Origin of the sequence: Paraburkholderia adhaesiva (genome assembly GCF_021390575.1) — a bacterium.
Classification (GTDB): domain Bacteria; phylum Pseudomonadota; class Gammaproteobacteria; order Burkholderiales; family Burkholderiaceae; genus Paraburkholderia; species Paraburkholderia adhaesiva.
Genome location: NZ_JAJEJQ010000001.1, coordinates 1,201,048 through 1,222,220 on the forward strand (window position 1 = coordinate 1,201,048; position 21,173 = coordinate 1,222,220).

General features: G+C 61.0%; 29 protein-coding genes and 1 tRNA gene. 10 read left to right on the forward strand and 20 right to left on the reverse strand.

Annotated features, from left to right (window positions below; all coding sequences use genetic code 11):
* Window positions 1–182: 182 nt before the first annotated feature.
* The 9 genes from rpmI (at window position 183) to L0U80_RS05380 (ending at window position 6,989) form a co-directional block, all read left to right on the forward strand.
* A complete protein-coding gene (rpmI, locus tag L0U80_RS05340; protein ID WP_233862945.1) occupies window positions 183–380 on the forward strand; it encodes a 50S ribosomal protein L35 in 198 nt (65 codons plus the stop codon).
* Window positions 381–410: 30 nt separating this feature from the next.
* Window positions 411–770, forward strand: coding sequence for a 50S ribosomal protein L20 (gene rplT / locus L0U80_RS05345; RefSeq protein WP_124153436.1), 360 nt, complete (start codon window positions 411–413; stop codon window positions 768–770).
* 193 nt (window positions 771–963) lie between these two features.
* A complete protein-coding gene (pheS, locus tag L0U80_RS05350) occupies window positions 964–1,977 on the forward strand; it encodes a phenylalanine--tRNA ligase subunit alpha (protein ID WP_233862946.1) in 1,014 nt (337 codons plus the stop codon).
* A 115-nt stretch (window positions 1,978–2,092) separates the two neighbouring features.
* Window positions 2,093–4,534: a phenylalanine--tRNA ligase subunit beta gene (pheT, locus tag L0U80_RS05355; RefSeq protein WP_233862947.1), complete on the forward strand. Its 2,442-nt coding sequence runs from the start codon at window positions 2,093–2,095 to the stop codon at window positions 4,532–4,534.
* An 80-nt stretch (window positions 4,535–4,614) separates the two neighbouring features.
* A complete protein-coding gene (locus L0U80_RS05360; protein ID WP_233862948.1) occupies window positions 4,615–5,025 on the forward strand; it encodes an integration host factor subunit alpha in 411 nt (136 codons plus the stop codon).
* A 97-nt stretch (window positions 5,026–5,122) separates the two neighbouring features.
* The gene (locus tag L0U80_RS05365) at window positions 5,123–5,524 is read left to right on the forward strand and encodes a MerR family transcriptional regulator (RefSeq protein WP_233862949.1); all 402 of its coding nucleotides are present in this window, start codon (window positions 5,123–5,125) and stop codon (window positions 5,522–5,524) included.
* Window positions 5,525–5,593: 69 nt separating this feature from the next.
* A tRNA-Pro gene (locus L0U80_RS05370) sits at window positions 5,594–5,670 on the forward strand.
* A gap of 156 nt (window positions 5,671–5,826) precedes the next feature.
* Window positions 5,827–6,333 carry a hypothetical protein gene (locus L0U80_RS05375; protein ID WP_233862950.1) on the forward strand — a complete coding sequence of 169 codons (507 nt, stop codon included), beginning with the start codon at window positions 5,827–5,829 and terminating at the stop codon, window positions 6,331–6,333.
* 101 nt (window positions 6,334–6,434) lie between these two features.
* Window positions 6,435–6,989, forward strand: coding sequence for a hypothetical protein (locus L0U80_RS05380; RefSeq protein WP_233862951.1), 555 nt, complete (start codon window positions 6,435–6,437; stop codon window positions 6,987–6,989).
* 170 nt (window positions 6,990–7,159) lie between these two features.
* On the opposite strand, the gene L0U80_RS05385 is transcribed toward L0U80_RS05380, so the two are convergent.
* The 4 genes from L0U80_RS05385 to L0U80_RS05400 form a co-directional block, all read right to left on the reverse strand.
* Complete coding sequence (locus tag L0U80_RS05385; protein ID WP_233862952.1) at window positions 7,160–7,735, reverse strand: hypothetical protein; 576 nt, start codon at window positions 7,733–7,735, stop codon at window positions 7,160–7,162.
* A 6-nt stretch (window positions 7,736–7,741) separates the two neighbouring features.
* Window positions 7,742–8,335 (reverse strand): hypothetical protein, encoded by a 594-nt coding sequence (locus L0U80_RS05390; protein WP_233862953.1) that lies wholly within the window; start codon window positions 8,333–8,335, stop codon window positions 7,742–7,744.
* Between the two features lie 350 nt (window positions 8,336–8,685).
* Entirely contained in the window at window positions 8,686–9,057 is a 372-nt protein-coding gene (locus L0U80_RS05395; RefSeq protein WP_233862954.1) for a hypothetical protein, read from the reverse strand.
* On the reverse strand, window positions 9,054–9,479 hold the full coding sequence (locus tag L0U80_RS05400) for a hypothetical protein (protein WP_233862955.1): 426 nt from the start codon (window positions 9,477–9,479) through the stop codon (window positions 9,054–9,056). Before L0U80_RS05400 ends, L0U80_RS05395 begins: the two co-directional genes overlap by 4 nt.
* 364 nt (window positions 9,480–9,843) lie before the next feature.
* On the opposite strand from L0U80_RS05400, the gene L0U80_RS05405 reads away from it, so the two are divergent.
* Window positions 9,844–10,086 (forward strand): hypothetical protein, encoded by a 243-nt coding sequence (locus L0U80_RS05405; RefSeq protein ID WP_233862956.1) that lies wholly within the window; start codon window positions 9,844–9,846, stop codon window positions 10,084–10,086.
* Between the two features lie 348 nt (window positions 10,087–10,434).
* On the opposite strand, the gene L0U80_RS05410 is transcribed toward L0U80_RS05405, so the two are convergent.
* From L0U80_RS05410 to L0U80_RS05485, 16 genes are all read right to left on the reverse strand, one after another.
* The gene (locus L0U80_RS05410) at window positions 10,435–12,444 is read right to left on the reverse strand and encodes an AIPR family protein (protein WP_233862957.1); all 2,010 of its coding nucleotides are present in this window, start codon (window positions 12,442–12,444) and stop codon (window positions 10,435–10,437) included.
* 312 nt (window positions 12,445–12,756) lie between these two features.
* The gene (locus tag L0U80_RS05415; RefSeq protein WP_233862958.1) at window positions 12,757–13,239 is read right to left on the reverse strand and encodes a phage terminase small subunit P27 family; all 483 of its coding nucleotides are present in this window, start codon (window positions 13,237–13,239) and stop codon (window positions 12,757–12,759) included.
* A gap of 214 nt (window positions 13,240–13,453) precedes the next feature.
* Window positions 13,454–13,672, reverse strand: a complete 219-nt coding sequence (locus L0U80_RS05420) for a hypothetical protein (RefSeq protein WP_233862959.1) — start codon at window positions 13,670–13,672, stop codon at window positions 13,454–13,456.
* A gap of 10 nt (window positions 13,673–13,682) precedes the next feature.
* Window positions 13,683–13,856 (reverse strand): hypothetical protein, encoded by a 174-nt coding sequence (locus L0U80_RS05425; protein ID WP_233862960.1) that lies wholly within the window; start codon window positions 13,854–13,856, stop codon window positions 13,683–13,685.
* Between the two features lie 15 nt (window positions 13,857–13,871).
* Window positions 13,872–14,129 carry a hypothetical protein gene (locus L0U80_RS05430; RefSeq protein ID WP_233862961.1) on the reverse strand — a complete coding sequence of 86 codons (258 nt, stop codon included), beginning with the start codon at window positions 14,127–14,129 and terminating at the stop codon, window positions 13,872–13,874.
* Window positions 14,126–14,428: a hypothetical protein gene (locus tag L0U80_RS05435; RefSeq protein WP_233862962.1), complete on the reverse strand. Its 303-nt coding sequence runs from the start codon at window positions 14,426–14,428 to the stop codon at window positions 14,126–14,128. The genes L0U80_RS05430 and L0U80_RS05435 overlap by 4 nt, the downstream gene beginning before the upstream one ends.
* An 11-nt stretch (window positions 14,429–14,439) precedes the next feature.
* Window positions 14,440–14,706, reverse strand: a complete 267-nt coding sequence (locus tag L0U80_RS05440; RefSeq protein WP_233862963.1) for a hypothetical protein — start codon at window positions 14,704–14,706, stop codon at window positions 14,440–14,442.
* Window positions 14,703–15,764 (reverse strand): phage major capsid protein, encoded by a 1,062-nt coding sequence (locus L0U80_RS05445; protein WP_233862964.1) that lies wholly within the window; start codon window positions 15,762–15,764, stop codon window positions 14,703–14,705. The genes L0U80_RS05440 and L0U80_RS05445 overlap by 4 nt, the downstream gene beginning before the upstream one ends.
* Window positions 15,765–15,780: 16 nt before the next feature.
* Window positions 15,781–16,083: a helix-turn-helix domain-containing protein gene (locus L0U80_RS05450; protein ID WP_233862965.1), complete on the reverse strand. Its 303-nt coding sequence runs from the start codon at window positions 16,081–16,083 to the stop codon at window positions 15,781–15,783.
* Window positions 16,084–16,206: 123 nt separating this feature from the next.
* Window positions 16,207–16,566 (reverse strand): hypothetical protein, encoded by a 360-nt coding sequence (locus L0U80_RS05455; RefSeq protein ID WP_233862966.1) that lies wholly within the window; start codon window positions 16,564–16,566, stop codon window positions 16,207–16,209.
* Between the two features lie 3 nt (window positions 16,567–16,569).
* A complete protein-coding gene (locus tag L0U80_RS05460; protein WP_233862967.1) occupies window positions 16,570–17,004 on the reverse strand; it encodes a single-stranded DNA-binding protein in 435 nt (144 codons plus the stop codon).
* Window positions 17,005–17,154: 150 nt separating this feature from the next.
* Window positions 17,155–18,909: an AAA family ATPase gene (locus L0U80_RS05465; RefSeq protein WP_233862968.1), complete on the reverse strand. Its 1,755-nt coding sequence runs from the start codon at window positions 18,907–18,909 to the stop codon at window positions 17,155–17,157.
* Window positions 18,906–19,220 (reverse strand): PriCT-2 domain-containing protein, encoded by a 315-nt coding sequence (locus tag L0U80_RS05470; RefSeq protein ID WP_233862969.1) that lies wholly within the window; start codon window positions 19,218–19,220, stop codon window positions 18,906–18,908. Before L0U80_RS05470 ends, L0U80_RS05465 begins: the two co-directional genes overlap by 4 nt.
* A 1-nt stretch (window position 19,221) precedes the next feature.
* A complete protein-coding gene (locus L0U80_RS05475) occupies window positions 19,222–19,452 on the reverse strand; it encodes a hypothetical protein (protein WP_233862970.1) in 231 nt (76 codons plus the stop codon).
* An 8-nt stretch (window positions 19,453–19,460) separates the two neighbouring features.
* On the reverse strand, window positions 19,461–19,685 hold the full coding sequence (locus L0U80_RS05480) for a helix-turn-helix transcriptional regulator (RefSeq protein ID WP_233862971.1): 225 nt from the start codon (window positions 19,683–19,685) through the stop codon (window positions 19,461–19,463).
* 127 nt (window positions 19,686–19,812) lie between these two features.
* Window positions 19,813–21,162: a tyrosine-type recombinase/integrase gene (locus tag L0U80_RS05485; RefSeq protein WP_233862972.1), complete on the reverse strand. Its 1,350-nt coding sequence runs from the start codon at window positions 21,160–21,162 to the stop codon at window positions 19,813–19,815.
* Window positions 21,163–21,173: the final 11 nt, after the last annotated feature.

Here is a 21,173-nt window from a genome sequence, read left to right on the forward strand (position 1 = left end):
CGGGCGTTTTTCCTGAAAGCGGCGGTGAGCGAAGTCGGTCGAAAGAGTCGACTGAAGCAGCCAGCTGCGAAAACAAGTGGAGTGGGTTTCGAAGGGCGGTCAGAGGGCGAAACGCGTGGTGTTTCACACAATGCGCAAGAGCCAGCCGCACACCCATATCCATCAAATAATGGAGTTTCGTCATGCCCAAGATGAAGACCAAGAAGAGCGCTGCAAAGCGCTTCGTGGTGCGTCCGGGTGGTACCGTCAAGCGCGGTCAAGCCTTCAAGCGTCACATCCTGACCAAGAAGACCACCAAGAACAAGCGTCATCTGCGTGGTGCCACGGCCGTTCACGATTCTGATGTGAAGTCCGTCCGCGCAATGATGCCGTTCGCGTAATCCTCAACCGACAACTCATAGGAGCTAAACATGCCTCGAGTAAAACGTGGGGTTACCGCACGGGCCCGTCACAAGAAAATCATCAACCTGGCCAAGGGTTACCGCGGCCGTCGCAATAACGTCTATCGCATCGCCAAGCAGGCGGTCATGCGCGCAGGCCAATACGCCTACCGCGATCGCCGCAACAAGAAGCGTGTGTTCCGCGCACTGTGGATCACGCGTATCAACGCGGCGGTGCGTCAGCACGACATGACCTACAGCGTGTTCATCAACGGCCTGAAGAAGGCGTCGATCGAACTCGACCGCAAGGTCCTGGCCGATATGGCGGTGTTCGACAAGCCTGCATTTGCTGCGATCGTCAAGCAGGTGAAGGCCGCCGTCGCTGCCTGATTGAACAGGTATTGCGCAGGTTCGTTGCAGCAGACATTCCGGTTGTTTCGGTGATGCTGCAACAAAAACGGGGCTCCTCACCGAGCCCCGTTTTTGTTGGTACGCTCCGCGCACATGCTTCATGCCGTGTCGCCCGCCATGCGCGAGCGGTATCGCACAAGACTCAAACACTGACGCTGAAAAGATGGGATCAATGGATCTGGACCAGATTGTCGCCGACGCGCAAAGCGCCTTCGCTGCCGCCCCTGACGTCAACACGCTCGAAAACGAGAAAGCCCGCTTTCTCGGCAAGTCGGGCGCGCTGACCGAACTGCTGAAGGGTATGGGCAAGCTCGATCCCGAGACGCGCAAGACCGAAGGCGCGCGTATCAACGCCGTCAAGCAGCAGGTCGAGGCCGCGCTCACCGCGCGCCGCCAGGCGCTGGCCGACGCGCTCCTGAACCAGCGGCTCGCCGCCGAAGCGATCGACGTTACGTTGCCTGGCCGCGGACCCGGCACGGGCAGCCTGCACCCGGTGATGCAAACGTGGGAGCGCGTCGAGCAGATTTTCGGCTCGATCGGCTTCGACGTGGCAGACGGTCCCGAGATCGAGACCGACTGGTACAACTTCACGTCGCTCAACAGCCCGGAAAACCATCCGGCGCGTTCGATGCAGGACACGTTCTACGTCGACGGCAAGGATGCGGAAGGCCGGCCGCTGCTGCTGCGCACGCACACGAGCCCGATGCAGGTGCGCTACGCGCGCACGCACACGCCGCCGATCAAGGTGATCGTGCCGGGCCGCACGTATCGCGTGGACAGCGACGCGACCCACTCGCCGATGTTCAACCAGGTCGAAGGTCTCTGGATCGAGGAGAACATCAGCTTCGCGGACCTGAAGGGCGTCTACACCGATTTCCTGAAGAAATTCTTCGAACGTGACGATATCAAGGTGCGATTCCGTCCTTCGTATTTCCCGTTTACGGAACCATCGGCCGAAATCGACATGATGTTCGAGCAGGGCAAGAACGCGGGCAAGTGGCTCGAAATCTCGGGCTCGGGCCAGGTGCATCCGACCGTGATCCGCAACATGGGCCTCGACCCGGAGCGCTATATCGGCTTCGCGTTCGGCAGCGGTCTCGAACGCCTGACGATGCTGCGCTACGGCGTGCAGGATCTGCGTCTGTTCTTCGAAGGCGATCTGCGCTTCTTGCGCCAGTTCGCCTGACGCGCCGACCAAGCACTCGACGCATCTGCGCTTCACGAAACGGACGCGGCACCGAATAACGGTGCGCGAGAACCCGCTTCGTGACGGTCTCAATCTGTCTGGAACGTAAAACGAAATGCTATTCCCCGAATCCTGGCTGAGAAGCTTTGTCGATCCGAAGCTCACGACCGATGAACTGGCCCACGCGCTCACCATGGCGGGCCTCGAAGTCGAGGGCTTGAGCCCGGCTGCGCCGCCGACGTCGAAGATCGTCGTCGGCCGTGTGCTCGAAGTCGTCAAGCACCCGGACGCGGACAAGCTCAACGTGTGTCAGGTCGATGCCGGCACGGGAGCTACGCTGAACATCGTCTGCGGTGCGCCCAACGTTGCGCCCGGTATCAAGGTGCCGGTGGCGCTCGTCGGCGCTGAACTGCCGCCGGCCGAAGAGGGCGGCAAGCCGTTCGCGATCAAGCTCTCGAAGCTGCGCGGCGTGGAAAGCCAGGGCATGCTGTGCTCGGCGCGCGAACTGAAGCTCTCAGAGGACCACAGCGGTCTCTTGATCCTGCCCGAAGATACGCCGATCGGTCAGGACATTCGTGAAACGCTGAACCTCGACGACACCATTTTCGAAATCAAGCTCACGCCGAACAAAGCCGATTGCCTTTCGGTGTACGGTGTTGCGCGCGAGACCGCTGCGATCACCGGCGCGCCGCTCACGGCGCCCGTGTATCCGCAGGTCGAAGTGAAGCTCGACGAAAAGTTGCCCGTGAAGGTTTCGGCGCCCGATCTGTGCGGCCGCTTCTCGGGCCGCGTGATCCGCGGTGTGAACGCGCGCGCGAAGACGCCGCAATGGATGGTCCAGCGTCTCGAACGCTCGGGTCAGCGCAGCATCTCGGCGCTCGTCGACATCTCGAACTACGTGATGCTCGAACTCGGCCGTCCGTCGCACGTGTTCGATCTCGACAAGATCCACGGCTCGATGGACGTGCGCTGGGGCAAGAAGGGCGAAACGCTCAAGCTGCTCAACGGCAACACCGTCGAAGTCGATGAAACCGTTGGCGTGATCGCCGACGACCGCCACCTCGAAAGCCTCGCGGGCATCATGGGCGGCGACAGCACTGCCGTCTCGCTCGACACCACGAACATCTATGTCGAAGCCGCATTCTGGTGGCCGGACAGCATCCGTGGCCGCTCGCGCCGCTACAACTTCTCGACCGATGCGGGTCATCGTTTCGAGCGCGGCGTCGACTGGTCGACGACCGTGGAGCACCTCGAGCGCATCTCGCAACTGATCCTCGACATCTGCGGCGGTGCAGCCGGCCCGATCGACGATCAGACGGTCAACGTGCCGAAGCGCGAGCCGGTGAAGATGCGTGTGGCGCGTGCCGCGCGCATCATCGGCGTGAAGATCGGCGCCGACGAGATTGCGCAGATCTTCACGCGCCTTGGCCTCGCGTTCGAGCGCGATGGCGATACGTTTAGCGTGACGCCGCCGCCGTACCGCTTCGATATCGAAATCGAAGAAGACCTGATTGAAGAAGTCGCACGCATTTACGGCTTCGAAAAGATTCCGGCGAATCCGCCCGTCGCAAAGAGCGAGATGCGCGCGACCAACGAAACGCGCCGCTCGATTCATGCGATCCGTCACGCGCTCGCGGCGCGCGACTACGCTGAAACGGTCAACTTCAGCTTCGTCGATGCCGAGTGGGAGCAGGACTTTGCCGGCAACGATGCGCCTGTGCGACTCCTGAACCCGATCGCGAGCCAGCTGTCGGTCATGCGCACGACGCTCTTCGGCAGCCTCGTCAATGTGCTGCGCCACAACCTCAACCGCCGCGCCGACCGCGTGCGTGTGTTTGAGGCGGGCCGCGTGTTCCTGAACGATCCGTCGATCAAGGCGGGCGAGATGACGGTCGAAGGTTTCGTGCAGCCCAAGATGATCGGCGCGCTCGCCTATGGTCCCGCGCTCGAAGAGCAGTGGGGTGCGTCGGCGCGTGCCGTCGACTTCTTCGATGTGAAGGGCGACCTCGAAGCCATGTTCGCGTCGCTGGGTGCCGCCAATGCACCGCGCTTCGTGAAGGCCGAACACCCGGCACTGCATCCGGGACGCAGCGCGCGCGTCGAAGTGGGCGGCAAGGCTGTGGGCTGGATCGGTGAAATGCACCCGCGCTGGATGCAGAAATATGATCTGCCGCATGCGCCGATCCTGTTCGAGATCGAAGCCGACGCGCTGATGGCGCGCGATCTGCCGGCTCCGTCCGATGTCTCGAAATTCCCGCCTGTGCGACGTGACATCGCGCTGGTGGTGGATCAGAAAATCGAGGTTCAGGCGCTGCTGGACGAGTTCCAGAAGGGCATGCAAGACGACGCCTGCCGCATTGTTCAGAAGGTTGCACTTTTCGATGAATTTCGTGCAAAATCAAATACTTCCGGACTTGGCGCAGACGAGAAAAGCCTTGCCTTCCGGGTGACCCTGCAAGATACTGGCGGAACCCTGCAGGACGAGACGGTCGATGCGGCCATCAAGTCCCTGGTGGATCGCCTGGCTCGAGTGTATGGCGCCCGGCTGCGTGGATAAGACCCACAGCTTACGCGTAGCGTTGACAGACTTCCGGTTGCAGCGCGGTTGTAACCGGAAGCGCGCCATTTCATAGATAGATGAACGAAATGAACTCGAGTGATTTCGAAGCCCTTCTTGCGGCACAGCGTAGCCACATGACCCGCGATCTTCCTGCCTCCACGTCGAGCGCCACGACGGATACGCCGACGCTGACCAAAGCCGAGCTGGCGGAACTGCTGTTCGACAATGTCGGCCTCAACAAACGCGAGGCGAAGGACATGGTCGAAGCGTTCTTCGAGGTGATTCGCGATGCGCTCGAAAGCGGCGACAGCGTGAAGCTGTCGGGCTTCGGCAATTTCCAGTTGCGCGACAAGCCGCAACGACCTGGGCGCAATCCGAAGACGGGCGAAGCAATTCCGATCGCGGCGCGCCGCGTCGTGACGTTCCATGCGAGCCAGAAATTGAAGGCGCTGGTGGAAAGCGGCGCCGAAGCGAGCTTCAGCCGCTGACCCGATGCGACGCCCCTGCCGCGTTGGCACGCGGTGGCAATGAGGCGGGCAGCGCGGCGACACAATATTGCGCAACCATCACGACAGCACTCCGGCGATGACACAGACAATCGAGAAGGTCGTCTTGCCTCCGATTCCCGCCAAGCGCTACTTCACGATTGGCGAAGTAAGCGAGCTGTGCGGCGTGAAGCCTCACGTGCTGCGCTATTGGGAGCAGGAGTTCACGCAGTTGAAGCCGGTGAAGCGGCGGGGCAATCGCCGCTACTACCAGCATCACGAGGTGCTGTTGATCCGGCGCATTCGCGAGCTGCTGTATGAGCAGGGGTTCACGATCAATGGCGCACGCAACCGTCTGGATTCGCGCGGAGCGGTGATTGAAGACGCCGAACCGGTTGTGAGTGAAGAGACTGAGGTTGCGTCGCAAAGCACGATGGCATTGGTCGATGTCGATCAGATACGCAAGGAATTGCTGCATGTGCTCGATCTGCTCGGGCATTGACGGTGGCGCCGCAAATCTCCTCGCCAGCAGTTTGAAACGGGGCGCGGCTCTGTTATACTGTTTAGCTCTCGGGGCGTAGCGCAGCCTGGTAGCGTACCTGCATGGGGTGCAGGTGGTCGGAGGTTCAAATCCTCTCGCCCCGACCAGAGATATCAAGGACTTACGGTGAAAGCCGTAAGTCCTTTTTTCTTGCCTGCGCGCTGTACCCCCACTTTCCCCCCACTCCATCAGCCTGTACGGGTTGGAACCCCTCGTTACCCTGCGGAATAATGGTGCTGTGACTGCGACTCCGGAGTACCCATATGGCAGGCGGCGCTGACGACTATTTTTCGGATGCCCCGGCAGGTGACGAACACCCTGAGGAAGGGCGGTTCGACTGGGCTGAGCTTGAAAGCTTTGATTACGGGCACTACTTCGAGACCATAGGCGAAACCCCTGTCGATGACCCGCGCAGGGGCGAGTTCATGATGCGGACGATGGCCCTGTTCATTCGCGAGTGGGGTAGTGGTAGGGCACCCCCTGAATCGGTGATGGCGACTCTCGCGATGGCATTCACCGACATCCTCCTCTATGGCGCACAACCGAACGATCAGTTTTACCTCCCGTGGCGACCGTCTGCCACGGGCTTTAGCCGTACTGAAATCCGCGACATCGCGCTCTGCGCGGAGGTGCGGTCGATTCTGCATGCCACGCCCCACCGGGCGGTGACCAAAGTGCTGCAAGAGGTTGCAGACCGCAGGCACAAGACCTTCGAGACGGTGCGCGCCGCCTGGTACGCCCAGTCCAAGTCCGGGCGATGGACCGGGTAGGGGACGCGCATACGCACTTCACCGACCGATCAACCGACCGCCACCAGCAGCACCACGGCGCGGATTTCCGCCCGCGCTACCCGTTCTCAACGGAGGCAGCCATGCAGCAGATGGACCCCATCGAAACGCATATCCAGACAATCTGGTCCTTCGTCCGGCTTGCGGCACTCAAGCGGGTGCTGCACGAGGTGGTGCCAGAAACCAAGGTGGACTTCTGGCGGATCATGATGGGCGCATCGCTCGACTACGGCCTGATCGAGTGGTGCAAGATATTCGGACGCTGGAAGGACGACACGCATTGGACCAAGGTTGTGCCTGCCAGCCAGCACGACGCCTTCCGCACCGGACTGTATGCGGCAACAGGGATGAAAAATGCCGACGAGTGGGACGCGTACCACAAGAAGATGAAGGCATACCGCGATACGCTGGCTGCGCACATCGACTTCGGCAGCAAGTCGACGAACTACCCCGACTTCGGACCTGCACTTGCTGCCGCGTTCTACTATCACGCCACGTTCCTTTATCCCGCGTGGGTCGGAATGCACCCCCGCACGCGCTATCCCGCAGATATGGAAGCCTTCGCGGTGGACTACCACAAGCAGCTACTCGACGTGGCTAACGCCGCCGCCCAAGCCACGAAGCAGTTCGAGCCGTAAATGTTTAGCCTTACCTACCGGACAGAGCATCGAGCGAGTACGGCGCGGCCCGTGGCCGCCTCACCAGGTCGTGTAGGTGCAACACACCGACCGGGCAGCGTGAACCCGCTATGCGCCCGGATTGTGGCCTTGCGCTCGCGTCCGCTCATACCTCCCGCAGGCTTAGAAACTCAGAGACTTGGCTCGGTCTTCGGATCAGCCGCGAGTCCGGCATCTTCGCGTGCAGTTTCCAGTACCCGCCGACCCATTTCGATCTGGTCGGACGCGGCGAGTGTGGTGATGCCGGGAAACACTAGTTTGGCGTCTTCGAGTTTGGATTGCGCCACAGGGTCATCCTCGGTGACCTTTTCCGGGAACACTGCGATAAACCAAACCTGAAAAACCTGCGCCTCTACAGGACCGCCCTGCCGAAGCCGTATGTAATCTTCCACGGCCAGAAACAGGATGGCGGCAACGTTGGACTCGCGCAGTTCGACCGAGCTATCAGGATTCGGGTCCTGTGCGGCGTGCTTGAAGAAATTTCGACATGGCTCGTTAACGTAATACTTAAGCGTTTGTCCGGCTGGCAGGTTTTCGCGCGCCTGCTTGGAGAAGCTTTCCACGCCCGCGCTCGTGCAGAGCACGTCAATAACCTCCCAGGCGTTCGATGCCAGCGAGTAGACGGAAACGCCGTCGCCACCGTCGAAGAAAAGGCGGATGGCAGTAATGAGTTGCCTTCGGGCGGCATCAAGCTTTGTTACGCGCATGTTCGTTTACTCTTGCACGTGCAATTTGTGGAAAAGCTCGGCCATGGCCTGCTTGTAGGCCTCGGGGTCTTTCTCGGCGGCGTCGGGGTGTGCGTACCTGACCATGTAGCCGGTCATCATATGCGTTATCGCGTTTGCTTCGTTGCGCACCCGTTCGGCAAGCTCGATGACGGGCGCATAGTCGGCAGCGTTGTTTGTGTCAGGCCACGGCCATCCGTTCTGGAGAAACCAGCGGTGCATGAGCTGGTTGCGGTTCTCGATCAGCGCGTTGATGCGCGCTTCGAGATCGTCGGCAATGTCGCCTCGCGCCTTCAAATGCTTGACCACGTTGGCCGTCGCGTTCCTGTACTTCTCGGGCGTGATTAAGCCACCCGTCGCCTCGCGGTAGGTCTCGTCATTGATCATCCTGAAGCCTTCGTGGATCGACACGAAGGCCACCTCGAATATCTGCATCGCGAGTACCGCGCGCCCGATTGCCGCGTAAGCCTGCTCCATGTCTACCCTCCCTAGGGTTCCAGCATCGGAATTGTACAGAGGCTCGAACTCGGCATTCGGCACGGCGGCGACGCGTTGCGCGGTGCACGCGTCGCTCGTGGTCATCGAGCAACTGGCCCACGCCGACCCGTAGCAGCTCCTGCACGATGACGCTCGCGCGCTTCGCGGCGACCTCAACCTGCGTGAGCAGCGGGCCAGTGAGCGTGACCGTGACGCGGCGGCTGCGTGGAGGATCGGTTAATTCGCGCGACCGATCCTCAAGCCTGATGGCGTCGCCCATGCGTGTCTTCCCGTGTGATTGAACGCCGCGACGATAGGGGTAAGCGCGGCGCGCGTCGAGAGGACGATATGACGGCGGGAATACCAGGTAGGCAGAGCGGAGCAAAACGTCGGGAAAGTCCCGAAGCGGAGAGGACCGGCCCGCGCAGTGCTGCAGGTGGGCCGGTTTCGCTGCGCTATGAGTTCGGCGGTAGCATATCGCCGCATAGCTGCGAGAACGTCACGAAGTCAAGCCATTCGCGGTCGTTCGGGTCGTCATTGTGCAGGGCGGCCAGCACGGCCCAGTTGTGCCGTGCCGAGGCGAGCGAGATGAGCAACCGGCCGTCCGTTCCGCGCAGCATCTGCACATCGGATATCTGCTCCTGCCGGTGCAGGTCGAGCCATCTGAACGCCGCATGCCAGATCGGGTGTTCTGCTTCCGGTGGCAGCTCGACATTGGGCGCGACCCATACCCGCAACCGCCTTTTGCGTGGCATGTCGTCCGGCATGTTGCGGGCACGCTCCCATCCGCCCGCCACGATCTTTCCATTCCCCTTGTGGCCCATCATTCGCCTCCCGTCCGTTCGTCCACCACGTCCTGAACACCCTCGATGAACGCGCACACTTCACAGGCCTCCGGGTAGGGCTTGTCAAGGAACTTCTCTGCAAAGCACTCCACCTCGTCCCGGCAAATGTCACCGGGGTCCGTCAGGTCATTCACGGCTGCATACAGCGACACGGCCCAGCCATAGGCAGGCACCGGGTGCCAGTCATCGATGTACTGCAGATCGAGTTCCGCGATTGCACGGGCCTGCCGTGGTCCAAGCAGCGCGAGTGCAGCGTGCTGACCTATGGCGAAGTACTTGTCGTGCACGCGCTGCTCGTGCTCGGCCTCGTCGGCCTGCTCGATCTCGCGCACGAGTTGCAGATACGCCTCGCGCTTTTCGGGCGTTAGAAGGGAAAGACGGCGGGAGAGTGAAACGATAGACATAACGACCTCTCAATTGATAAGTTGCCTGCGCCTGGATCAGGCGCGTGCAACGATCACCCATGAGCGGATGCCCAAGGGCAAGCCCGACGCATTGCCGGGGTTGAGAGGTCTGTGTGCGGTGTATCCCGCTGCCCGCGCACACAAAACCGGTAAGAGTGAGAGTGAAGCGCTTCGGCCTCGCCCTGCCACACCTTGCCATACCTTGATTCGCCGCGACCGACTGGCCTGAGCTGCACCAGATTCCGGGCGGGATACGTATTCGACAGTGCGATATCTGGCGCACGAGGGAAATTGCCGTTTACCCTGGTCATCGCGCGAACGGCGCGATAATCGCGGCGTCACGTCACCACCGCGCGAGGTCATCATGGGCTCAGGGTTCGCAACACCGGTTGTCGTCTGGGTCGGCGACGACACGAGGCAGAAGTTGCAGGAGATGGCGGCGCGGCGCGATATGGCGGTTGAGCGCATCGGCGGCCGTCTGCTTGAACAGGCGGTGCGCGACTACACGCCGAGCGGGCCACAGGTGCAGCAGCAGGCCGAAGTGGAGATGGGCAGCGCTCCGGCCGCTGGCCACGGAGGCAAGAAAAAGCGTTCTTCACGGATTTGAGGGGAAAGGCGCTTGCCGGACCCTAGTCGGTCGCCCGATGCTGTGGCCGAGCAATCTCCGCCATAGCGCAACGGCCGGTACCGTTGGCCAATCGACCGGCTACGGATGGCCGAGCCTGCCGCTGAAGTCTGTCGGCCAGAAGCGGTGGGCAGTTTGCGACTAAAACGCCGGTTAATACAAAAAAAGGGCCGCCAACGTGGCGACCCTTTGAAGAGGCGGGGCGGTGAAAGCCGCAGAAACAAGTCCAAACACCAGCTAGCCCTGACCCCTTAGACGGTGCGCGATCCGTGATTGCGCGAGTAATTAGACTAGCACGCGCTGCCTTGCTTTGCAAACGCCGAACAATTGCTACGCTTCTTTCAACTGAAGCGTGTCGGGATCGACGCGGTCGGGATCAAACATAAGCACATTGCCTTCTGAGTCGTAAACGACGCCATCCCGTTGGCGATTCACAAGGCCTTCTTCGATAAGCTGTTCCACCGCCCCAAAGTACTCTGAAACAGTGCATCCCAGTTTGTCGCAAATCGGCTTGTGAATGCCGGGCTTCCAAGGTTGGTCGGGCAACAAGGCGTGAACCTTATTCGCAAAATCCCTGTCTACGCGCTGGGTTGGTTTGTGGTAGGGCTTTTGCGCAGCGCTTACTAGGTTCGGGGCGTTTTCGATTCGCTTCGAATTTTGAATACCGAGTTCAGTTTCCATTTTCAAGCAGAACGATGCGACGCTTTGCTTACTCGACCACGCCGCACGCGTCGATCCAAACGCAGCCATGCGAGACCAATTGTCGAGGATCGCCACGTCTGTGATTGCATCAACGTCGAGTTTTGCAATGTCCTGAGCAGAGAAATCAAACTTTCCTAGGTGTCTCGCGACCGATACGAGGCAGAGTAAATATCTGTTACTTTTGAGAAACCGCTCTGCAGACCCACCGCCCCGAGGGCGAACAGTTTCCAAAATTCGATCTGCATGTTTGAGTAATTTGGCTATTTTAGGCCAAACTTCAAGTGGCGAACGATCTGAAAATATCGCGCTATAGGCTTGAGGGGAGCGAATATATTTCGAGCGAAAACCTGCTGCAAGGTGCGGCAATTTCAGGACGAGAGCTGCATATCCGGCTGCAATATACAGCGGCGTTACGATCTCTCCTGCAGAATGCCCTTGGTTAACATAAAAATTCTTTCTTCTTTCGTAAAAAATTCCGCTACGGTGCAAAACCTCCTCAATATCACGCTGAATTCGATCTGTGGCGTGTAACGATACCTGCTCCACATCTGTCTGGTTATTCGTTGCGCGGATGATGGCATCGCGGACCGAATCGTCCCGAGATACTATTACTTTCACTAAGACGGCACGATTATCTTCAACGGAAGATGCGCCATTAAAATGACGGAAGATTGATTCGGTTGTCTGTAACCCGTTGACGATCTGTATGTCTTCCAAGTGAATCGAATTGCCTATAACGCTGGCTGCGGTCGCGAGGATTGTGACGCCGTTATTGAGCCACCAAAAATCCGGCGAAGCCGCATTATTCAATGTATCCCTAATGTCCTCGTTAACGCGATTTAGACCCATGAAGTCCCGAACGTTTGAGTCAAAAAGATATCGCCTTAGTTTCCCTTCGTTGTCTGAAATAAAGCGAAAGTATGCGCTGAGATTGGCGAGAAGAACATACGTTTCTCCTCGCGAAAATACTTCGACATATGGTAATTCTAGGGAAAAATTGGGCTTTTTCCGATTCAGGTCAATGAGTTCGGCCGAGCCAATGAAATTGAAGGAGGCTTCACATTTCGCAAAAGAGTCAGTGATTATTTTCTTTATTTGCTCGGAACGAGCACGGACTTCGACGCCGATGTCATTCGAATCCCCGCGCGACGCATATGCAACTTCAATTCTCATTTTGTTCAAACGAGGCGCCAATCTCCTATATGCAAAGAAAAGCTTTGTTCTCTGGCCGATTAAATCGGGAGAATAGGCGCCCTTGAGATCTTTCGATTCAATCGAAAAATCAAAGAACTCCGGGAGGGTTGCCGCCAGCGCGTCAATTGTGACCTGTTTGAACGAGTCGTGATGTTTGCAAGTTATCAGACTTACCACCAATTCTGCCCCGGCTTTGGGCCACATGAATTGCTCTGCATCAAGCAGCGGATGGCCGTTTACGAAAACGTAAAATGCATCAATGCCGCCGTCACCTCGCCCGTCGATCCACCCGCTCTTTAATTCGTCTTGCGACAAATCCCAATCTTTCAGTATCTCTTCGATGCAGAAATATTCAAACGCTTCGTCCCGTTTTTCGGACGGTAGTTTCTGACTAACGCGGTCGTCAATGATGCCGTCAATAAGCAAGCTGTCGTTTTTTGCCATGACCGAATTTGTACTGTGGTTTGGGTAGCATGCAATCGCGTCAGTCTACGATATTTCCGCGGCCTGGACGGGAACGAGCGAACGTCTGCGACGGGTTTCAGGCGCACGACCGTAGTTGGCTGACTAGAGCCTGTCCGTAAGCGGTTTCTCCGGAATGGGCGACGAACCTAAAGAAAGCCGGGAGCGGCTGTGGCCCAAGGCCAACGCGCACACGAACACCATACGGACAAAGGGTTGCCGGTGGTTCTCCGCACCAGCGATAGGTAGCGACACGCTGCCGGGGCGCTGTCCCGGCAACGCGCGCGCAACCTGTCAGAAGTAGTCGTGGTTCCTGGGCTCGTCCTCATCAACTAGCGGCGTGCTGATGCCCGCGCGGCTTGCTGGCGTCATGCCGAACTCGCGGCAGAGGCGCGCATAGGCCAGCATCGCCTTGTTCGCCACGCCCACAAGCGGATTCTGGATCACATTGCCGCCCACGGTCTTGACCATCAGAGCACGCGTCACCGCGTCGCGTTCTGCCATGCGGGCAAGCGCCCGCTCCGCCTGCACCCATCGCGAGTAGCACACGCACAGTGCGGCGAGCGGTACGCGGTCCAGCGCGGTGAGCATGCCAATCACTGCGAGTTCGGGCACAACGCGGTTCCATTCGCGCAGCGCGTCGGCATCGGCGCGCACATGCTCGGGCGGCGTCGGTGCTTTCGGCTTCGGCTTCGCCCCCTCGGCGAAGCGCCGGTGGTGCGCCCGCAGTGTGCCCTCGATGAGACGCAATGGTATCGGCGTTCTCAGCCTTGGCATGTGGCATGCCCCCTATGTCTCGAATCGGTTTTCTGCAAGAAAAGGAGAGGGAGGGGGTTTTGCAGCGAGGGCATTTTCTTCGCTCACGCCCCCCCGGCTCGGCCCCGCGCTCATTGTGCGCCTGCGGCGCGCGTGGCGGGTCCACGCGGTCGCGCCTGTGGTCCGGTGCCATGTGCGGGCTGCAGGACGGCCACGGACGGCGCACGTCGCTCACTTAAAGGCCGTGGCGGTGTATGACGTCTGCGTCGATGCTGTGCGCGACCACCGTGTCGCCGCGCAATTCGACCACCAACGTCTCGCGGCCCTCCTGCTGCGCGCGCTGCGCGATGTCATGCACCTGATCGGCGAAGCGACTGCCAAAGACCGCTCCGGCCGCAATGGGGCTGCCGCCGACGCGGGCGAGCAGCCAGGCGTTGAGTATGCGGTGCATCATTACCTCCGCTTCAGTTGAGCACGCGCGGCGACGCAGTACCAATGGTGACACCCGCGAGCTTGGCAGCGCGCTTGATGCTTTTGAAAGCATCGTTCATCACGTTCTGCGCTTCCTGCATGTCGCGGCGCAGGCTCGCCACGTTCGCGGCGATGTCGAATACCAGACCGCCGGTCGTCGATGCCATGATGCGTTCTTCCGGTTACGGAATGCGGCGCGCGCTGCCGATGCGCAGTTGCACCACCGGCTGCGGTTCGGTGTGGTGCCCGATCGCCTGTACCGGTCGTATCACCGGCAGCGCCCCATCGACAACTGCGCGCAAGCCGAGCGCGATCAGTTCGCGCAGGATCGCGCGCCGGTCCTTGCGGTACAGGTCAGCCAGAGCGTCAACACGCGGTACATCGCTGACCGCGATCCATGCGGTGATCGCCACCTCGTCCCGTTCGTCGTGGTGGTTCATGCTGCTACCCGGAGGGCTGGTTGCGAGTCAAGGCAGGCGGAATGCTGTACGCCGCCGAGCGTCCACCAGTAAAGGAGGCCGTTGCCGTACACCTGAATGTCGTCCAGGTCCGCCGGGTCGGCGTCGATCAACGCCGCCAGCCGACGCGCGAGAGGCGAGGCGGACGCCGTGGCATCACGCAGCAGTGCGAGCACGTCATGTTCAATGGCAGAACAGTGTGCGATCAAAGCCCGTTCCGAATCGAAATCCTTCTGCGAGGTGTAGCAGCCGCAGCCAGGTTCCCATCGTTCGTTGCACATCGATGCCTCCGTTACGTAGTACCGCAGTCCGGCCTGACTGTGACGGTCGGGTGGTCGTCAAAAACGAGCAGGGTGTGGCAGGCATCCCATTGCCGGTAGAACGTCACTTCGGTCAGCTTCGGCCGCATCTCGCGCACCGCGTTCGTCGCAACTGCCCCGGCGACTGCCGTCATCAGCGCTTCCTGCCCGGTCAACTGGCGTCCGACGGTACGCCGGAATTTCTGCGTGACCTTGTCGGCAAGCTGGTCCGCGTCGATTGCGGCCCAGTTGACGTTCATGCCACTGCCTTCGTGCGGCGCGCGGTGCGCTTCCCGTTGGCGGAGCCGTCCGGTTCACCGGGCAAGGTCGCATCGTTTATCCATACACCGCAGCCGTCGAGCGGTATCCAGTTGACGAACGTCTCGGTGCGCAAGCCGACCAGATTGTTCTGCCAGAGGCTCACGAGCTGCGTTGCGCCATCGGCGTCGGTGAACGTAACCGCCGACTGCTGCGACGCGCCCGGTACTGTTTCGCCCTCATACAGCACCACACGGCGCGCGTCGATCAACGCGAGTGTGCCGTCCGGCAAACCGGGTACGGTTACGAGCGGGATACCGGCGACGTAGCCACCGCGCGCACCTGCCGTCTGGTCGTGGCCGCTGAACGCGAAGCCGACGCCGGCACGCGGGCTGGCGAGCAGCACGGCACTCGAAAAGTCGCCGGGGAATGAGTCGACAAGTTGCTCCACGTCGCCGTCCAGCGTGCCGGTGCTGTCCAGCGGTTCGATACCCACGAACAAACCACCGGGCGAGGCGTTCGTGACCGTGTCGTTGCTGACGAGCGTGCGGTTGATTTCGTCGCTCACAGCGCGCGCCAGATCGGGCTGCAATGCGAGGTCGGTTGTTTCGTCGAGTTCTTTCACAAACTCGATGCTCGCGACGAGCATGGCCGCCAGCTTCTTCGGAATCAGGACCGACACGTCGAAGTTCGCATTTCCAACGAACTTGAGCGCGCCTTCCGGAACCCAACCAGCCGATGCGCCATTGAGTTGCAGCAACAGCGGAACGAATGGCGGTACGCGTCGCCACCCGTTGCCGCCACCGCCCAGTGCCTCGTCAACTAGCGCGATGACCGAGCGGCGCTGGATTAGACCAATGAATTCGGCGTCACGCAGCGAGGCTGGTGCGTCCGGGTCGTTGATTGAGGCGGAAGTGACCGGCTGGGCGGCTTTCGTCAGATACGCGGTCACTGCGGAGCGCGAGCCGTAGGCGTTCAGCGCCCAGTCTTTCGCGTTGAACACATCGCCCTTTTTGATCGCGATTGCCTTGCACGCCCGGACAAAATCGAGTCGAGCCACGATGCGCTCCTGCTGATTAAAACGGCAGATTGCGCGCGATGGCCGCGTCTATCAAACGCTGTGCGTTTTGCCTGTTTTGCGCGGCGTAGCGGGCGAGTTCGCGCAAATGGAACATGCAATGGCCGGTGGCGTCGCATGACGCTGGCTTTATCTTTCCGCTCTTGACGAAGTTCCGCAGCGTCGATTTGCTGCAGGCGACCAACTTCGCCGCCACGGTGGCGGACACGAGCCCGAGGCCCACCACGCGGTGCCCGTCACGCTCGCACTCCGCGCGCATGTCGGCCTCGGCTTCATCGGTCATGGCGTCGAGGCTATCCATGCGCACCACCGGTCAGAACGCGAGGTTGTCATCGGCCAGCACAGGGGTATCCACGCACCGCTCGCGCAACAGCGTGACGGTGCGGGAGTCGGCGGTGTAGAGGTCGGTCATGTGCGCCGCGTGTCAGAAATCGAACCTGGTCTGGCCGGTTGACAGCGCCACCGCGTCACGCTTCTGCTGCCGCGAGAGCGACGCATTCTTCGCATGGTGGTGCGCATCGTAGGTGTTGTGGCAGCGCTGGCACCATGCGCGCAGATTCGCCGGATCGCAGTTCGGCGGCCAGTGATCGAGATGCGCGATAGTGAGGACCACCCGCGAGCCAGTGACCGGATGCGGCTTACCGTTTTCGGCGCGGCAATCGGGATAGCGTGGCGAGCCTTCACAGCGGTTGCCCGCGCGCTTGAGGATCGCAGGCCGGATTTCGGTTTTCCAGTTCGCCGGATAGAGCTTGCGGTTTTCGGGCTTGATTGGCACGGTATCCACCCGTCAGAACGCGTCGTTGAGATCATCGTCGGGCACCGGCGCTGCGCTGCGCGACGAGGTTGTGCGCGAGCCGTTCGCGCGTTCCGCCCTGCGCTGCGCCGCGCCCTGCTGCGCGTTCTGCACCTCGCTGCGCTTGCGCTTCACGTGGTAGGGCGACACCACCGCGTGCGCCACCACCGACACCGAAGGACGCGTCTCGCCGTCATTGGCTTTCCAAACCCCGAGTTCGAGCGGGCCACTCACGCTCACAGCGTCGCCCTTCGCGAGCGCAAGCAATTCGTCCCGCACGTGCGCGTCAAACGCCATGACTCGCGCAAAGAGCACGGTGTCGCCACCAGCGGGCACCCGCAGTGTGGCGAGCGCGTACGCGTTGCCGGTCTTCGTGGTGCGGGCCTCCGGGTCTTTCGCGAGCGTGCCGCCAAGCAGTGCGTCGATCATGTGTGCTCCTTGTTCACCTGGTCAGGACCACCCGACGCGACTACATCGACGGGGTTCCTTATATGGTGCGTAGTTGTTGTAGTTGTCGATGTAGTCACTACATCGACAACTACAACAACTTCCACCCCTATACGCGCGCACGAGAGAGAGCTACTTCGGCAACGCCCACCACCACTTCGCGTAGCGTCCCTGCCCATGTGGCTTCTGTTTCTGCACGTTGAGGTGCTTGTCGTCTGCGGCCCGTTCAATCGCGCGCCACGGAATACCCGCACCGCGCGCGTCATGAAACAGGTCATCGCGCAGGCGCTTGCCGTCCGAGAGGTAGTCGCGGAGGAACCGTTCGGCCTGCGCGGTGGTGCTGCGATCCTCGCGGGCGTCGTCAAACGTGGTGTCCACGCTGTCCACGATTTCATCCGGCGACATGTCGAGGTAATCACCCCACGCGATGCCCTGCGCGGTGATACTTTTGTCTCCCGTTTCGCTGATCGTGGTAAAGGCGAACCCGCCGCGCTCCGGTGCGATGTTGGTTTTCGCCCGCGCCATCACCCGCGCGTCGGTGCGCTCGTTGTGGGCGAACAGCAGAACCATGCGCGCAACGTGAACGAAGGCACCGCTGCCGAGCACGCGTTCGATGGCCTTGCGGCTCCCTTCCTTCGAGGACTTCGAAAAGTGGGTGATGCCGAACACCGCCGCGCCGGTGCGCCTCGCGAGGTCGAGTACCGGCTGCAATTCGCGCCGCACCTCGTTCGCGCGGTATGCGTCGCCACGAATCATGTTCATGATCGGGTCGATGATGATGAGCCCCACGTCACGCCCCGCACATTGCTCGATGAGCGAGATCATGTGAACGGCCGGGTCGAACGCTGTCTCCTTTCCGTCCCGCGATTCGCCCACCGCGAGGAATACGCGTGACATGTCTGCACCCGCCACGCGCAGACGCGGCTTGAGGGTGTCACCCGCGTCGTCCTCGCCCGACCAGATCACCACGTCCTGCGCACGCTCGCACTGCGTGGTGTCCGGCCACGTGCCGCAGGTGGTAAGGATGCCCGCGAAGTCGAGCGCCGATGTCGTTTTGCCCGAACCGCCCATACCCGCACCGAGCGTGAGCTTACCGCGCGGCAACCAGCCGTTCCACAGCCAGTCAATCGCTTCCTCGTCAATGTCGCTGAACGACTTCAACCTGCACCGGGCGCTTTCAATGCCCGCCTCACTTCGCTTTTCATCGCGTTCCTCCTTCGCCGGTGCGACCTGCACCGCGTGGTCGAGCACTAGGCGCTTGAGTTCGTCCGGCTCGCCACCGTGGTTAAGCACAAAGTCCCACGCGTCAAAGCCATCCGGTGAGCCTTCCGGCATGGCGGCGAGCCAACCGTCACACGCCGCCGCTGCTGCATTCGCCGCCTTCACCTGACCCGCGTCCGCCACGACCACGACGCGGGCGTGCGGCCAACGTTGCCGCGCTGCCACCGCCACGTCATCGAGGTTGCCCACCGTGCCCGCTGACAGCGCCACGCACTGCGAATCGGCGAGCCAGCACACGTAAGCCGACGCGATCCCTTCGGCCACGAGTACGCCGCCGTCATAGCTCGCGTCCGGCTCGTCGCTGCCGATATTGAGCGCCGCGCCTGCCCACCGACTGCCCGCGAGGCTGTGCTTCTGCCACTTGTCGCCCTCGCGGTACACGCGCTGCACGGTGAGCAGTTCACCGCTGCAGACGTGGCGGTACGGGAGCGCGAGGTATTCGTGCTTCTTCCACACAACCACGCGCAGCCGCGCCAGCACGGCGGGGTTCGTGATGCCCTTGCTGTCCAGATAGTCGTGGCGGATAACGGGCACGCCCACGTCCCACGCCTTCAAGAACGCGGGCCTTTCGTCGCCGCCGGATTGCACCTCCGGCTGCGCGCTCATCGCGGCACCTGCCCGTCGAGCTTCATCACCTTTCTTGAACGGTAGCCGTACCTGCTCGCCGTCGCGTAGAGCAAGCGTGGGTCGATCTTGCCGGTCATGCCGATGGACTTCCATGTGCTTGTGAATCCGCTCGGGTCGTAGCCGTCGCCGTGCGAACTCCACTCGCGCGCCACCGCCTCGTCACCGCCCGCGCGCTTGAACGCCATGAGCAGGCGCACCCACGAGAAACGATCTTCCGGCACCGGGCAGTGCATCAGCGCACGCACCGGAGAATCCTCGACAATCCAGCCGTTGTGGACGTGGTTGTACATATCAGACCTCTCCGCGCGGACCTGCGAGCGCGACCTGCAGCAGTCCGAGATCGTTGCGGAGGTCGGCCGGGAGGTCCGGCCGGGAGAGGATGCTGGCGAACACGCGGGCGGCGTCACGGTCAAGGTCCAGCCGCAGGTCCAGCGCCTCGGACCAGCGCGCAACCCTTTCGTCATCAACCGGATCGAGTCCGCCGCCGCGCAGCCATGCGCGCAGTTCGAGAAGGACGTTCATGGCCGCCCTCACGCATCGGCGGCTTCGTTGTCGTGCGTAACCTGCGCGGCGGCGATTTGTTCATCAACCCACGCATCCACATCGGCCTCGATCCACGCGACCATGTTGGGACCGGTGTGTATCGGGCGCGGAAAGTCTCCCTGGCTCATCTTGGAGTACAGCGTGCTCACGGAGAAACCGCAGCGGCGCAGCACTTCGGGGCGGCGAATGAGGCGAGCGGTTTTATCGCTCATGGCGCATCTCCTTGTGTAATCGTTCGGTGTGGAATGGAACGGAACACACAATGGGTGAGACGCGACGCAAAGTCTTTATAAAAATCCGCCGCGAAAAATAAATAACCCGGCGCGAGGCCAGGTTTCATCATGCTGTGTACGTGTCGAGGATGACAACATTAGCGGGGTCGGGCCGCAAGAGCAGTTCTAACCGCTCACCCAAAAGTCGCCACGCTTCCCGCTGTTCTTCGGCGTAGTCGTATCGTTGATAGGTGCGTTTTATCCGGTTTTGCTCGCGATGGTTTAGGCAAGCGTCGATGACGACCGGCAGCACGCCGCACTTCTGCATTAGCGTCGCGCTTGTTCTTCGCAAATCGTGCGGACTCCATGAGTCTTCAGCGTCCGGCAGAAGCACAAGCGCGTTTTCCGTCGCCTTGCCCGCGCGCTTGGAGTGCGACTGACGCTCGAAGAACTTTAGTTGCCGGTCGCCAACCTGTTTCGAAATGCTTTTCAAATCGACGTGCGTTTCGCCGCCGTCACGCCTGCGGGCGGGCAATAGCCATTCGTCGGAGTAGGAAAGCTCCATCATGCGGTGCAAGTGGTGCGCGGCGAAGTCGCTGAGATAGACCGTGTGCGCGTCGCTGTTCTTCGAATTGCCGCTTGGAATGACCCATGTGCGCGCGTCAAGGTCGATATGTGACTTCTTCGCGCGGATGATTTCGCCCACACGCACACAGGTTCCCAAAATCAGCAAGATCGCGTGTTGTGTCGTGTCCTTTAGGTTTGCGTTCTTCAGCGCAACGGGCAGGGCGCGCAGTTCCTTATCGGACAGCACGCGGTCGCTTTCTTCTTCCGCGCCGCCGACCTTCTTCTTCGTAATGGTAGCGAGCGGGTTGACGGTGATGATGTCGCGATCAACGCACCACGCAAGCATCTGTTTCAAGTCGCCCAGCACTGCATTCGCAAGCCGGTTTGCGCCACGCGCGACGATTCCATCGAGTACCGCCATCAAGTCTGCCTTCATCACATCGGGCATCGCAGTCGCGCCGACTTTCGGAAAAACGTCCTTTTCAAACCGGCGGCGAGTTTCCGCGCCGCCGTCCTTGCGCTTGCTCAACGCGGCACGTTCCCATTCGCCAAAACGCGTTTCGAGGGACGGACGATTCAGCACGGTCTCGGCTTCCTCAATACGCGTCTCGACATCGACCTGCTGTTCCAGTTTCGTCGCCTTTCGTTCATCAACCGGGTCGGTGCCGCTATCGAGCAGGGCACGCGCCTTGTCCCGCACCGCACGAATATCCGCGAGCGAATCACGCGGCCATACACCGCACGAGAGATCACGCTGGCGACTGCGGAAGCGGAAGCGGAACATGAAACCCACTGTGATCGCCCCCACTTTCGAGACGCGCACCTCTCCGAACAGTCCACCTGTCTCTCGGACCTTTTTTCCTGCGTCCACTGGACGCAATGCCTGCAGTTCCTTGACCGTAATTTTCACCGCTCACGCTC

Bases quoted from the DNA above. Each gene is read 5' to 3' on its own strand.
- L0U80_RS05375 (WP_233862950.1), top strand. From the start codon at position 5,827: ATGGCAGGCGGCGCTGACGACTATTTTTCGGATGCCCCGGCAGGTGAC.
- L0U80_RS05365 (WP_233862949.1), top strand. From the start codon at position 5,123: ATGACACAGACAATCGAGAAGGTCGTCTTGCCTCCGATTCCCGCCAAG.
- L0U80_RS05420 (WP_233862959.1), bottom strand. From the start codon at position 13,672: ATGATGCACCGCATACTCAACGCCTGGCTGCTCGCCCGCGTCGGCGGC.
- L0U80_RS05440 (WP_233862963.1), bottom strand. From the start codon at position 14,706: ATGAACGTCAACTGGGCCGCAATCGACGCGGACCAGCTTGCCGACAAG.
- L0U80_RS05410 (WP_233862957.1), bottom strand. From the start codon at position 12,444: ATGGCAAAAAACGACAGCTTGCTTATTGACGGCATCATTGACGACCGC.
- L0U80_RS05430 (WP_233862961.1), bottom strand. From the start codon at position 14,129: ATGAACCACCACGACGAACGGGACGAGGTGGCGATCACCGCATGGATC.
- L0U80_RS05450 (WP_233862965.1), bottom strand. From the start codon at position 16,083: ATGGATAGCCTCGACGCCATGACCGATGAAGCCGAGGCCGACATGCGC.
- L0U80_RS05395 (WP_233862954.1), bottom strand. From the start codon at position 9,057: ATGATGGGCCACAAGGGGAATGGAAAGATCGTGGCGGGCGGATGGGAG.
- L0U80_RS05380 (WP_233862951.1), top strand. From the start codon at position 6,435: ATGCAGCAGATGGACCCCATCGAAACGCATATCCAGACAATCTGGTCC.
- L0U80_RS05415 (WP_233862958.1), bottom strand. From the start codon at position 13,239: ATGCCAAGGCTGAGAACGCCGATACCATTGCGTCTCATCGAGGGCACA.
- L0U80_RS05360 (WP_233862948.1), top strand. From the start codon at position 4,615: ATGAACGAAATGAACTCGAGTGATTTCGAAGCCCTTCTTGCGGCACAG.
- L0U80_RS05385 (WP_233862952.1), bottom strand. From the start codon at position 7,735: ATGCGCGTAACAAAGCTTGATGCCGCCCGAAGGCAACTCATTACTGCC.
- L0U80_RS05460 (WP_233862967.1), bottom strand. From the start codon at position 17,004: ATGATCGACGCACTGCTTGGCGGCACGCTCGCGAAAGACCCGGAGGCC.
- L0U80_RS05470 (WP_233862969.1), bottom strand. From the start codon at position 19,220: ATGTACAACCACGTCCACAACGGCTGGATTGTCGAGGATTCTCCGGTG.
- L0U80_RS05475 (WP_233862970.1), bottom strand. From the start codon at position 19,452: ATGAACGTCCTTCTCGAACTGCGCGCATGGCTGCGCGGCGGCGGACTC.
- L0U80_RS05390 (WP_233862953.1), bottom strand. From the start codon at position 8,335: ATGACCACGAGCGACGCGTGCACCGCGCAACGCGTCGCCGCCGTGCCG.
- L0U80_RS05435 (WP_233862962.1), bottom strand. From the start codon at position 14,428: ATGTGCAACGAACGATGGGAACCTGGCTGCGGCTGCTACACCTCGCAG.
- L0U80_RS05400 (WP_233862955.1), bottom strand. From the start codon at position 9,479: ATGTCTATCGTTTCACTCTCCCGCCGTCTTTCCCTTCTAACGCCCGAA.
- rplT (WP_124153436.1), top strand. From the start codon at position 411: ATGCCTCGAGTAAAACGTGGGGTTACCGCACGGGCCCGTCACAAGAAA.
- rpmI (WP_233862945.1), top strand. From the start codon at position 183: ATGCCCAAGATGAAGACCAAGAAGAGCGCTGCAAAGCGCTTCGTGGTG.
- L0U80_RS05480 (WP_233862971.1), bottom strand. From the start codon at position 19,685: ATGAGCGATAAAACCGCTCGCCTCATTCGCCGCCCCGAAGTGCTGCGC.
- L0U80_RS05425 (WP_233862960.1), bottom strand. From the start codon at position 13,856: ATGGCATCGACGACCGGCGGTCTGGTATTCGACATCGCCGCGAACGTG.
- pheT (WP_233862947.1), top strand. From the start codon at position 2,093: ATGCTATTCCCCGAATCCTGGCTGAGAAGCTTTGTCGATCCGAAGCTC.
- L0U80_RS05405 (WP_233862956.1), top strand. From the start codon at position 9,844: ATGGGCTCAGGGTTCGCAACACCGGTTGTCGTCTGGGTCGGCGACGAC.
- L0U80_RS05465 (WP_233862968.1), bottom strand. From the start codon at position 18,909: ATGAGCGCGCAGCCGGAGGTGCAATCCGGCGGCGACGAAAGGCCCGCG.
- pheS (WP_233862946.1), top strand. From the start codon at position 964: ATGGATCTGGACCAGATTGTCGCCGACGCGCAAAGCGCCTTCGCTGCC.